12 protein-coding genes are annotated in these 12,087 nt (G+C 64.4%); 7 read left to right on the top strand and 5 right to left on the bottom strand.

The features are described from left to right. Positions 1-17: 17 nt before the first annotated feature. Both F4Y38_02800 and F4Y38_02795 read right to left on the bottom strand, forming a co-directional pair. The gene (locus tag F4Y38_02800; GenBank protein ID MXY48209.1) at positions 18-1,148 is read right to left on the bottom strand and encodes a sodium ion-translocating decarboxylase subunit beta; all 1,131 of its coding nucleotides are present in this window, start codon (positions 1,146-1,148) and stop codon (positions 18-20) included. 22 nt (positions 1,149-1,170) lie between these two features. Then, positions 1,171-1,434, bottom strand: coding sequence for a hypothetical protein (locus F4Y38_02795; GenBank protein MXY48208.1), 264 nt, complete (start codon positions 1,432-1,434; stop codon positions 1,171-1,173). Between the two features lie 158 nt (positions 1,435-1,592). On the opposite strand from F4Y38_02795, the gene F4Y38_02790 reads away from it, so the two are divergent. The 7 genes from F4Y38_02790 (at position 1,593) to F4Y38_02760 (ending at position 7,522) form a co-directional block, all read left to right on the top strand. Next, a complete protein-coding gene (locus tag F4Y38_02790; GenBank protein ID MXY48207.1) occupies positions 1,593-2,900 on the top strand; it encodes an amidohydrolase family protein in 1,308 nt (435 codons plus the stop codon). Continuing rightward, positions 2,897-3,100, top strand: a complete 204-nt coding sequence (locus F4Y38_02785; GenBank protein MXY48206.1) for a hypothetical protein — start codon at positions 2,897-2,899, stop codon at positions 3,098-3,100. The genes F4Y38_02790 and F4Y38_02785 overlap by 4 nt, the downstream gene beginning before the upstream one ends. A gap of 133 nt (positions 3,101-3,233) precedes the next feature. Further along, on the top strand, positions 3,234-3,773 hold the full coding sequence (msrA, locus tag F4Y38_02780) for a peptide-methionine (S)-S-oxide reductase MsrA (GenBank protein MXY48205.1): 540 nt from the start codon (positions 3,234-3,236) through the stop codon (positions 3,771-3,773). 17 nt (positions 3,774-3,790) lie between these two features. After that, positions 3,791-5,260: a M81 family metallopeptidase gene (locus tag F4Y38_02775; protein ID MXY48204.1), complete on the top strand. Its 1,470-nt coding sequence runs from the start codon at positions 3,791-3,793 to the stop codon at positions 5,258-5,260. A 255-nt stretch (positions 5,261-5,515) separates the two neighbouring features. Continuing rightward, a complete protein-coding gene (locus tag F4Y38_02770; protein ID MXY48203.1) occupies positions 5,516-6,265 on the top strand; it encodes a phytanoyl-CoA dioxygenase family protein in 750 nt (249 codons plus the stop codon). Between the two features lie 131 nt (positions 6,266-6,396). Continuing rightward, positions 6,397-6,693, top strand: coding sequence for an integration host factor subunit beta (locus F4Y38_02765; protein MXY48202.1), 297 nt, complete (start codon positions 6,397-6,399; stop codon positions 6,691-6,693). After that, a complete protein-coding gene (locus F4Y38_02760) occupies positions 6,686-7,522 on the top strand; it encodes a tetratricopeptide repeat protein (protein MXY48201.1) in 837 nt (278 codons plus the stop codon). The genes F4Y38_02765 and F4Y38_02760 overlap by 8 nt, the downstream gene beginning before the upstream one ends. A gap of 14 nt (positions 7,523-7,536) precedes the next feature. Here F4Y38_02760 and F4Y38_02755 read toward each other — a convergent pair whose 3' ends face one another. Genes F4Y38_02755 through F4Y38_02745 form a run of 3 tightly spaced genes read right to left on the bottom strand, consistent with a single transcriptional unit; the run spans position 7,537 to position 12,086 of the window. Next, positions 7,537-10,266, bottom strand: coding sequence for a M1 family metallopeptidase (locus F4Y38_02755; protein ID MXY48200.1), 2,730 nt, complete (start codon positions 10,264-10,266; stop codon positions 7,537-7,539). Positions 10,267-10,296: 30 nt separating this feature from the next. After that, complete coding sequence (locus F4Y38_02750) at positions 10,297-10,764, bottom strand: MerR family transcriptional regulator (GenBank protein ID MXY48199.1); 468 nt, start codon at positions 10,762-10,764, stop codon at positions 10,297-10,299. Next, on the bottom strand, positions 10,761-12,086 hold the full coding sequence (locus tag F4Y38_02745; protein MXY48198.1) for a ribosome biogenesis GTPase Der: 1,326 nt from the start codon (positions 12,084-12,086) through the stop codon (positions 10,761-10,763). Before F4Y38_02745 ends, F4Y38_02750 begins: the two co-directional genes overlap by 4 nt. Position 12,087: the final 1 nt, after the last annotated feature.

Here is a 12,087-nt window from a genome sequence, read left to right as displayed (position 1 = left end):
CGATGTATTCACCGCACTTACCCGCCCACCAGGACGGACCAGAGTATGCCCGCGGCGATGGCGGAGCCGAGGACGCCCGCCACGTTGGGCGCCATGGCGTGAAACAACAGGAAGTTCCGCGGGTCTTCGCGATGGGCTTCCACCTGGGCTACCCGCGCCGCCATGGGCACGGCGGAGACGCCCGCCGCACCGATCAGCGGGTTGATCTTGTCTTTGACGAAAAGGTTCAGGAACTTGGCGAAGAGCACGCCGCCGGTCGTCGCGATGCAGAAGGAGACCACGCCCAGGGTGAAAATGAAGAGCGACTGCAGCGACAGGAACGCCGACGCCTGCGTGCTGGCGCCGACCGAGAACCCCAGGAGGATGGTGACGATGTCGATCATCGAGGTCCGCGCCGTATTGGCCAGCCGCTCGGTGACGCCGCATTCCTTGAGCAGGTTGCCGAAGAAGAGCATGCCCACGAGCACGATCGAATCCGGCGCGATCATGGCGGCGATGATAAAGGCGACGATGGGGAAGAGGATCTTCTCCCGCTGCGAGACCGCCCGGGGCGTCGCCATGCGGATCAGCCGTTCCTGCCGTGTAGTGAAAAGCCGCATGATGGGCGGCTGGATGATGGGTACCAGGGCCATGTAGGAATAGGACGCGATGGCGATCATGGAAAGCAGGTGAGGCGCCAGTTTCGACGACAGGAAAATGGCCGTGGGACCGTCCGCGCCGCCGATGATGGCGATGGCGCCCGACTCGGCGGGCGTAAAACCAATGGCCATGGCGCCGAGGAGGGTCAGGAAGATGCCGATCTGCGCGGCGGCGCCCAGAAGGACGAGCCGCGGGTTGGACAGCATGGCCGAGAAATCGGTCATGGCCCCGATGCCCAGGAAGATCAGGGGCGGGAAGACGCCTTCCCTGACGCCGAAATAGATGTAGTAGAGAACGCTTCCTTCATCGTAGACCCCATGCCCGTCCCCTTCCATCATGGGAATGTTGCCCAGCATGATCCCGAATCCGATGGGCACGAGGAGCAGTGGTTCGTAGCGGCGGACGATCGCCAGGACGATCATGACCATGCCGATCAGGATCATCACGGCATGTCCCCACGTCGCCGCGGCCAGACCGGAAGCCGACAGAAAGTCGTACAGTATCGTCATTTAGTCCGTCCGCATGGCCTGTTTACCGATGGTTGTTCTTTTCGTCGAGCGCGAACCCGACGGCCGCGGCCACGGCTTCGTCGTCCTGCGGGGAATCCGTACCGGTGGGGTCGTGCGGATGTTCAGGGAGCATGCCCCCCAGCGCCGCCACGACCCTGGGTAGCATGGCAATGCAGAAGCTGATGGCGGCGAGGGCCAGGAACACGATGAACATGCCCGTGAAGGCGACTTCGAGACCCTGGCCTTCCAGGATTCGTTGCCATCCGGTGTACAGGGGACTGGACATTAGCCCTTTGACAGAATCCACGGTGACGTTAGATATTACCGATGGGTCCAAGTAATGGACGGAGCACGCTGCGGGCAAGGGATTTATACCGGATCGAACGAGGTGGTAAAGGCACCTGTCCGGGACGCCGGCCGGCGACCGGCACGCGGGATACTTTCATGAAGGAAGACCAGAGGAACGCCACGTACGCACTGGCCCCGGACCGCATCTGGGACGGCGTATCCGACGAGACGCGAAGCGGTGTGGCCGTCGTGGTGAAGGATCGCCTCATCGACGCGGTCCTGCCCGTCTCCGAGATTCCGGCCGGCATGGAGACTGCGGCCCTGCCGGCATGTACGCTCCTGCCGGGGCTGATGGACGCCCACGTCCACTACAGTTCCGTCATGGGACCTGCCTTCCTGGCCGCCGGGGTGACCACGGTCCGCGACGTGGGCAATGACCTGGCATGGATCCTGGGGGAGCGCAAACGCCACGCAAAGGACCTTTCCGCCGGTCCGGCCATCCTGTGCTGCGGCCACCTGCTCGACGGTCCCCGGGTCTACTGGCCCCAGTTGGGCCGCGCCCACTGCACGCCCGGCGAGATCGCCGATTCGGTCCGGCGTCACGCGGAAGCCGGTGTGGACCAGATCAAACTGTACGCGGGCGTGGAGTCCCCGCTGATGAAGGCGGCGGTCGACGCCGCCCATGCATCGGGCAAGTTCGTGGTGGCCCACCTTCAATCGACCACCGCGGAAGACGCCGTGCGGCTCGGACTCGATGAGTTCGAGCACCTGGCCGGGTGCGGCGTGGCCTGGCGCGCGGCGTCCGAGGCGGAGGACGATCTCATGATCGACCTGCTCCTGGAACGGGACGTAGTCATCGACCCGACCCTGGTGGTCTGGGACCGGCTCGGGCGCGTCCTGGACCGGCCTTTCCACCACGACGCCCGGAGGGCCTGGGTCCACCCCCGTCACCTGTATATCTGGCAAAGATATCTCGGTCGTTTCGGACCACCTGAATACCGTTGGAGGTACCAGGGCGCCATGGTGCACCTTAAGCGGTTCCTTCGACGGTCCCATCAACGGGGCGTGACCGTCGCGCTGGGCACGGATACGCCCTTTCCCCACCTCGTGCCCGGGATGAGCGTGCATGACGAACTCGCCATGTACACGGACGCCGGCATTCCGGTCGTGGACGCGTTGCGATCGGCCACCTCGATCAACGCCCGGGTGCTGGGCATCGACGGCCGGACCGGTTCGATCCGGCCGGGGCTTCGGGCCGACCTGGTGGCAGTCCGGGGGAACCCCCTCGAACGGATAGAAGATATCGAAAACGTACAATGCACCGTGCGCGAAGGACGGCGGTTCGAGCTGTCCGCCCTGATGCGGGACTTCAAGACGACCTTCGACCGGGAGCCGGACGGCGCGGTCACCCGGGATCTGCTGGACTACGTCGACGGCAAACTGGTGAATCGGCCGACATCATGAAGCGCATGATCAAGGATCTCCTGTTCTGCCTGGCAGTATCCGCCGCCACCGCGGCCATTCCCGCGGCCGGCGTGAGCACCCTGCTGTCGATGACGGGGATCATCGAGGACGACCGGGCGCTTATCTGGATTTTCCTGGCCCTCGCCCTACCCATTTTCGTTATTGCGTACATGCGCGTTACGAGAAACCCGCGCGGATGAGCCGCGGCTGAACGAGCCGGCACGAAACCGCGCGGATGAGCCGGAGCAAACAAGACCGGGCGCAGACGAACGAGCGCCACGGGGCCGGACGGACTTGAAGAAACGGATCTCCCACTCCATGGAGGACGGCTACATGACACAAGAGACGCAGACGGCGACGCTGGGCGGTGGTTGCTTCTGGTGCCTGGAAGCGATCTACCAGCAGGTAAAGGGTGTAACGAGCGTGGTTTCGGGATATGCCGGCGGCAGCGTCGACAACCCGGATTACAAGTCCGTATGCACCGGCGCAACGGGCCATGCCGAGGTCGTACGGATCACCTTCGATCCGGCCGTGATCGGTTACGCGGACCTCCTGAACATATTCTGGCGTATACACGACCCGACTACGCTCAACCGCCAGGGCGGGGACGTCGGCACGCAGTACCGTTCGATCATCCTGTACCACGACGACGAGCAGAAGCGCGCGGCCGAGTATTCGAGGACGGAGGCCGACGCGTCGGACCTGTGGAGCGCGGCGATCGTTACGGAGATCGAACCCCTCGAGGTTTTTTACGAGGCCGAAGCGTACCATCACGACTACTATCGCAACAATCCACGGCAACCCTACTGTTTCATGGTCATCGACCCGAAGGTGGACAAGTTCAGAAAGTCCTTCCAGCACATGCTGTCGTGATCCAGGAGCGCTATTCCGTGCGCGTGGGCATCCTCTCGCTGATCCACGAATCCAATACGTTCAGCCACACGCCGACGACCCTCGACCTGTTCCGGCGGGACGGGATACTGACGGGCGAAGCCGTCGCCGATCATTTCAAGGGCGGATTCCACGAGATCAGCGGCTTCCTGGAGGGACTGGACGACGCCGGCATCGACGCCGTACCGCTGTTCTACGCGTCCACCCCGCCGGCCGGCCGGATCACGCAAGACACCTGCGACGCGCTGATCGAGATGTTGTTCGCGCAGCTCGCGGGCGCGGGGCCGCTCGACGGCCTGCTGGTCGCTCCCCACGGCGCCAATGCCGGCGAGGGGGCGGATTACCACGACCTGGACGGGTACTGGCTGACCCGGCTGCGCGGGGAGGTCGGGCCTGACCTTCCCATCATCTGCACCATCGATCCCCACGCCAATCTCTCCCGGCGCATGGTCGAGGCCTGCGACGCCACCATTGCCTACCGCACCAACCCGCACCTGGACCAGAAGCAGCGGGGCTTGGAGGTCGCTACGCTCATGGCCCGGACCCTGCGCGGAGAAGTCCGGCCCGTGCAGGCGGCGGCTTTTCCACCGGTGGCCATCGGTATCGAGCGCCAGGACACGTCCTCACCGCCCTGCCGGCCCCTTTACGAAAAGGCGGACGTGTGGCTGGAGGCATCCGGCGTCCTGTCCAACAGCGTCGTACTCGGGTTTCCCTACGCGGACGTGCCGGAGATGGGTTCGGCCTTCATTGCCGTGACCGACGGCGACGCCGGTCTGGCCCGGCGCATCACGGATGATCTCGCCGGTTACCTGATCACGCACCGGGACGAATTCGTCGGCGAGTTCATTCCCATCCCCGAAGCCGTCGACACCGCCCTGGACGGCGAGGGGCCCGTGTGCCTGCTCGACATGGGCGACAACGTGGGCGGAGGTTCGGCCGCGGACGGCACGCTCATCGCCCACGAGGTCATGAGGCGCGGGGAGGTGAAGACCTTCCTCTGCCTTTACGACCCCGGGTCCGTCGAACGGACCGTTGCCGCCGGCGTGGGCGCGAGGCTCACACTGGAGATGGGCGGCAAGACGGATGACCGGCACGGCCCACCCATACGGACCGAAGTGCGGGTACAGGGGATCCACGAGGGACGTTTCTCCGAATCGGCCATTCGCCACGGCGGCAAGACATCGTTCAATATGGGACAGACCGCTGTCGTGGCCACGGACAGCGGGCTGAAAGTGAGCCTGACGTCGCTGCGGACGGTGCCGGTCAGTCTGGGCATGATGACCAGTATCGGCCTGGACCCGGCCGACTTCCACGTGCTCATCGCCAAGGGCGTGCACGCGCCCACGGCGGCCTACGCGCCCGTGAGCAAGCGACTGATCCGGGTGGACACGCCCGGCGCCACGACCGCGGACATGCGGCGATTCGACTTCCGGTACCGGCGTCGTCCGCTCTATCCGTTCGAGGAATGATCCTGCGGGGCGCGAATGCGCGCGGCTGACGAGGCGTCCCTCGAAGCGGTCCGTATGACTTGACAGCAAAAGTCCCTGTGTTTATGGTCTGGTCGAAATCCGCAGGACGAATCCGAAGCGGCCGGTGCGCGACCGTTACTCGGGAGGTGCGCGACCGGCCGGACTACCGATCCCAGAATCAGTCAGCGGCGTACATTGACAGCGGCGTACATTGACAGCGGCGTACATTGACAGCGGCGTAAAAGGAGAGACCCGGTGAAAGCTCTCGACGTAAAACTGGATCAACTGGAACGGGACGGTTTCGTGCTCCTCAAGGGCGCCCTGTCCCCGGAGGAAACCGAGCAGGTGCGTTCCCGCATATTCCACGCGAAGGCGCAGGGATGGGAGGAAGGGCTGAACGCGGTCGGGAACATGTGGTTCGACACCCTGCTGGACCGGGAGCCCGAGGTCTTCGCTCCGCTCGTGGGCCATCCGAGCGTGGCGCCGCTGCTCTACGCCATGATGGGCAAGCAGTGCCAGCTCCGCAGTTTCCGGGCGCACATCAATCCCGGCGCCTACACCCAGGAATGGCACATGGACTTCTACGGCTACTGGAACGAGAAGCGGGAGACGAAAAAACGCAGGCTGGCCGTGCAGCCCAGCAGCGTGAACACGACCTTCTACTTCCAGGACAACGTCCCCGGCCAGGGCAATCTCCGCTTCGTCAAGAACGGCCACCTCTCCGAGCCGCCCCATCTGTATCCCCGGATCGACCACGTCGCGTTCGAAGAGTGGTGCTACGCGCAGGAACACGTCGTGCTGCACCCCATGGCCGGCGACGCGGTAGTCTTCCTCAGCCACATCCCCCACCAGGGCGCCAAGGAAGACGACGACATGGAACGGTGCAACGTGGTCTGCCACTACCAGACCTGCCCGATGTACGAAGGCGTGTGGTACGTCTCCAGTCCCCGTCCCTTCAAGGGGTCCTTCCCCTTTCACGAGACGGCGCCGGCGGGGATGAACTGAGCTTCGTGACGAAATCCGTTGACAGGGCGAATACCGCCCCTTAGAATACTTGCGGCGTTGTTAAGTTGAATTAATGCAAAGGGATAGCGTCCGTTGCGTACCGGTGTGCCGATTGCCGGGAGGAGGCCTTCATGACCACCACCAAGAAAGAATTGGTGGAACTGATCAGCAAGCGTCTGGGGCTCAAAAAAGAACAGGTGTTTCCCGTGGTCGACCAGACGTTCGTGGCCATGCGGGACTCGCTGATCGAGGGAGACCGGATCGAAATCAGGGGATTCGGGGTCTTCGAGGTCAAGGACACGAAAGCCCGCACCTCCGCGCGCAATCCCCGCACCAGCGATATCGTTTACGTCCCGGCCGGCAAAAAGACCCGTTTCAAACCCGGAAAACTGTTGAAAGAAGCCCTGCGGGTCCCCTTAGATGACTGAGAAAAAGGCGGACCGCAGCACCCCCGCCATCCTGTCGACCGTTTGTAAATACGCCCGCCCCTATCTGTTTCGATGGCTGATGTGCCTGTGTCCTTTCCAGGCCGCATCACAGGACACGACCGTCGGCGCAGTACCGCCCCAAACCCCCTCCATTTCGCTGGAACAAGCCGTTGCCCTTTACGAATCGGGCCGGAACGACCAGGCGCGCGAGGCTTTCCTGCGCATACTGGACGACCAGCCCGAAGAGCCGGTGGCCCTGTACCACCTGGGACGCCTTGATCCGGACCGGGAGGCGGCCGAGCAGTATTTCCTGAAGGTCCTGCTGCACGGCCCGGAACACGCCCTCGCCGACGACGCGCTGCTGGAGGTATCCCGCATCCAGTTCGCCCTGGAACGACACGACGACGCGGTGAACGCCTGCAACCGGCTCCTGTCGGCCTATCCCGACTCGGATCTGGAGGATGAAGCGCGCTTCCTGCTGGGGAAGGCGCTCCTGGCCGGCAGGCGGCCCGAACTGTCGCGCATGGTCTTCCAGCAACTGCTTGCTTCCGAACCCGATTCGACACACGTCCGGTCGGCGCGTCTCGCCATTGCGGAAAGCTACCGTGCGCAGGAGGATTTCATCGAAGCCGCCCGCCTGTACCTCAGGTTCGAGATCGATTTTCAGGGCGTGGAGGGTCTGGAGGTGGTTTTGTGGCAGGCGGGGCAATGCCTCGAAGCCGCGGGGCGCACCGTCGAGGCCGGTTTCGTGTACCAGCGGCTGATCAAGCGGTATCCCGACTCGCCGGAGGCAAACCGAGCCCGGGCGGAAAGGCCCCTGCTCGAATAGCGTCGCGGCCGGCGCTACCGGGCCGCCTTGTAGTACACCGAGAAATCCGGCGCGATGTCGATGCGCTTCGCCCTGTCCGGCAATGCGTACTCGAAGGTCTGACGCCTTTGGGTATTCCAGATCTCCCGGACGATCCGGTCACCGTTTTCCAACTCGATGACCAGGGGCACGATCGCATGGAACACGCGGCCCTCCTGTTCCTGCAATAGCTGTCCGCGCACCGTGAACCCAACGCCGGTCCGCTCACCGCCCGAATCTAATCCGCCCTGACCCGGGCCGCTAGATACCGCACCGCCGGACACTGCACCGACGCCCCCTTCGCTGCTGGTGAAATACACCCGGTAGACCGGATAGCCCGTGTCCCGGATCCACTGGTCGAAGAACCAGCCCATCTCCCGGCCCGTTTCCGTTTTCACCGCGGCCTCGAAGTCAGCCGTCGTAACCGGCTTACCCGCGTATTGCCGGCAGAACCGCGAGAGCACGTTCATGAAGTGCTCGTCTCCGATGGTGCGCCGCAGCATGTGGAGTACCAGGGCGCCCTTCTCGTAGACGACCGACTGGTAATGTTCTCCGAGCCGCATGCCCAGGTCGATCGCACCGTGACGGTCGGCGAACAGCGCCTGGTCCGTGTGCCGTTTCAGCATCTCACGGAACGCTTCGGGACCGGTCTCGCTCTCGATGTACAGATCCGCCGCGTACGTAGCCATGGCCTCCGAGAGCCAGGCGTCGCGATACGTCTTCGGGACCAGGGCGCCGCCCCACCACTGGTGGGCGAGTTCGTGCGCCAGGAACCCGCGGAAGAGGTGCTGCACTTCCGTATACATGTGGGCGTGCAGGTTCGTGTCCAGGCCGAAGGCATCCTGGAAGTACAGTCCCCACAGCATCAGCATCGACGGCAGGGCCCTTCCGAAAGCATAGTTGTCCGGCATCTGGACGACGTCGAGCTTTTCATAGGGATAGGGACCGAAGATGCCGCCGAAAAAATCCAGCGCGGGACCGATGTGCGTGAGGATCCGCGCCGTGTTCGGTTCGGCAGTGCGCCGGTCTTCGTCCACACTGAGGATCACGTCGATGCCACCCGCGGAGACCGTGCGGGTACGGTTCTCGGAGACCGTCATGCCCAGCGACGACACGGGCTGCGTCCGCCGCCAGCGTGTGACGCGCGTATCCTCCTCCGCATGGCTGGCCACTTGGGCGCCGACCGTCGCCACGGTCAGCTTTTCCGGATAGTGCAGTTCCAGGACGAAAGTGTACAGATCCGCGCTGGAATGAACGGGAAGCCACTGCTGGTTGGTCAACAGGCCGAAGACGCTGCCACCGCGGTCCCGGAAGACGTCGCCCTCGTACCAGAGGGTCAGCGTCGTGGTGCTGTCCCCCGGCACCGGCCGCCGGAACGGGACCGTGAGCCAGGTGCCCTGCCGCGTGAACAGCGCGTCGTCGCCGCCGTCGTATTCCACGCGGTAGACGTCGAGATCCGGATTCAGCGTGAAAGTCGCCGCGGTGAGCGGGTCCGCCCGGGCCGTGATTTCCACGGTCGTCTTCATGCGCAATCGCATGCCGCCCCGCTCAAGGGATCCCGCGATATCGTAGTGGTCCAGGGACAGCAGCGGACCCCGGACCGTCTCGTCCTGCGCGTCGCGTCCGGAATTTCCCTCCGGTCCCTCCGGTCCCGGCGGTCCCGGAGCGAAACGGCACCAGACCACGGGCGGACTGATATCCGGATTCCTGGGGAAACCGCTCTTCTGGACCAGGCTGACCGATTCCGGTTCATAGGGGCTGTTCGTATAGACGAGCCACCGGTCCGAGTCCGCGAGATCGATCTCCGCCTGCAGGAAATCCGCATGGGTGTGGGCGAGGGAGAAGCGTTCCCGGGCGGGTTTCATGTCCAGCAGGTAGTCCCGGTCGACGCGGTTCAGCAGGGCCTTCGCCCGGTCGAATGCCCGTCCGCCCCCTATGCGCGAAAGCGCCACGCCTTCCACCAGATGCTCATATCCATCGGGCGACAGGATCAGCACCATCCGGTCGAACCCCGTCGTGTAGGCATCGTCGGTCGTACGGGCGTACTTGTTCATCTGATGGCGCTCGACGCGATCCGATGGCGTAAAGGTGAATCGCCCCGGGCCCACGAGGACCGCGCGCCCGATCCGATCTCCGGAGAACCCGGGCATCAACAGGCCGTCTTCGATCTCGAATACTCCGGCGGACCGCTCGATCGTCAGGCGGTCGAAAGCGTAGACCTCGTCCTCGCGCAGGGAGAACCGGAAGCCGAGGTGGGCCGCCAACAGCGGCTCGAACTGCTCGGCTTTCCAGCCATCCTCATGTTGCACGAAACGGACATCCCACAGTTCGGCCGAAAGCCGCTCTTCCTCTTCGAAGAAAACGTTCAGCCGTACTACGGGACGGGCGAGGAGGCTGTCCAACGCGTGCCGCTCCCTCAGCCTGATCCTGGCGTCTCCGTACCGTTCGGCCAGGGAAGGACCGCCATCGTCGAGGATCTCTTCGAGGGGGCTTTCGCCAATACGCCGGCCATCGAGCTGCCGGTACAGCTCCTCCAGGGCCGCTTCGATGGCTGGGCCCGGGATGCTGGGACGGTCGACGGTCGACGGACCGGAGATGGCCTGCGGATTGGTTACTGCCGCGCGGGCGCCTGGTGTATCGGATGCAAGGGAAAAGAGGTAGAACAGCAGGCTCGACAGGAAGGCGGGCAACAACCGGGACGACGTACGGGGCGGGAAGGCGATCATGACCGTTTCCTAAACGCGGAATGCATGACCCTAGTCCATTGAATCCCGGATCTCGATCAGGTTGGAACGCAACCACTGGATGAGTTCGGATTGGGAGGAGGTATCGGCCGGAGGGGCCGTCCGCTCGTCAGTGGCCGTCTGCTTGTCGGGGGCCGCCGGTTCCGCGCCTGGGGCCGCGTTCGCCGGGCCGGGCGCTGCCCTCTCCGCGCCTGGGGCCGCGTTCGCCCTTTCCGCGGCTCGGGCCGCCTGCTCCACGCCTCGGTTCGCCGCGGATTCCTGGAGCTTCTTCTTGGCGCCGGCGATCGTGTAACCCTCGTCCCGGGTGAGCTGCTTGATCGTGCGGATGAGCTCAATGTCCTTCTCCCGGTACATCCGCTTGCCGGCGCGGTTCCGCTTGATGCGAAGCTGGCCGAACTGGTCTTCCCAGAAACGGAGTACGGACGGCTCCAGTTCGAGCATGGTCGAGACTTCGCTGCTGGAATAATACAGCTTGCTCATCGTTTCCCTTCCCGTCCGCGGATCAGCACGCGTATGGGCGAACCCTCGAAAACGAAGGCCTCCCGGAGCCGGTTCGACAGGTACCGCCTGTACGAATCCGGGACCGCGTCCGGATGGTTCACGAAAAACACGAAGGTGGGCGGCGCGTTCTGTACCTGCGTGCAGTAGAGGATGCTGGTCGCCCGCCCGTCCGGCGCGGCCGGGGGCGGATAGTAGGCCGTGATGCTTTCCACGACGCGGTTCAGCTCGCCGGTAGATATCCGGAGGGAACGCATTTCGTGGACGTGGCGCGTCTTCTGCATGATCTGAGTCACCCCGCGGCGGGTCTCGGCCGAAACGAACAGGATCGGCGCGTAGTCGGCGAACCGGAGGTACTCCCTGGCCGTCTGGGCGTAGGCCTCGGTCGGATGCTCGGTCCGGTCCACCAGGTCCCACTTGTTGAAGGCGATGACCAGTCCCTTCCCGGCCTCGTCCACCTGCGATACGATCCGCTGCTCCTGCGTGGCCAAGCCGTCCACGGCGTCCACCAGAAGCACCGCCACGTCGCAGCGCGCTATGCTCCGCATTGTCCGGGTGAGACTGTAGAACTCGACATCGCTTTTAATCCGGGACCTGCGCCGGAGGCCGGCGGTATCGATCAGGTTGTACTTCACGCCCTGCCGGGTGATTTTCGTGTCCACCGAGTCCCTCGTAGTACCGGGGACGTCGGAGACGATCACCGTGTCCCTGCCCACGATGGCGTTGACCAGGGACGATTTGCCCACATTGGGCCTGCCCACGATCGCCACCTTGATCGCGCCGTCTTCCTCTTCTTCGACAAGCTCGGGTTCGGGCATCCGCTCCGCCAGCAGATCCATCAGGTCGCCCGTGTTGCGTCCCTTCAGGGCGGAGATCATCACGGGTTCGCCCAATCCCAGGGCGCCGAACTCGTAGGCGTGGTTCTCCTGGGCGCCGCTGTCCACCTTGTTCGCGACGACGATGACCTGCTTGCCGGACCGGCGGACGACTTCGGCCGCCTTCTGGTCCAGAGGCATGATGCCCGTGCGGACGTCCGTGACCAGCAGGATCACGTCGGCTTCGCTGACGGCCAGCCGGGCCTGCTGCTCGATGGCCGCTTCCATGGGCTCGTCGGATTCCGGGACCAGGCCGCCCGTGTCCACCACGGTGAACTTCTTCCCGAACCAGTCGGCGTCGGCGTAGTGCCGGTCCCGCGTGATGCCGGGGGCGTCGTGCACGATGGCGTCGCGACGGCCGATCATCCGGTTGAACAGCACCGACTTGCCCACGTTGGGGCGTCCTATGATGGCGATGACAGGGGACATT

The sequence above is a fragment of the Gemmatimonadota bacterium genome, from assembly GCA_009838645.1.
GTDB lineage: Bacteria > JAAXHH01 > JAAXHH01 > JAAXHH01 > JAAXHH01 > JAAXHH01.
Note: the sequence above shows the minus strand (reverse complement) of the source record. Positions and strands in the feature narration are given on the sequence as shown.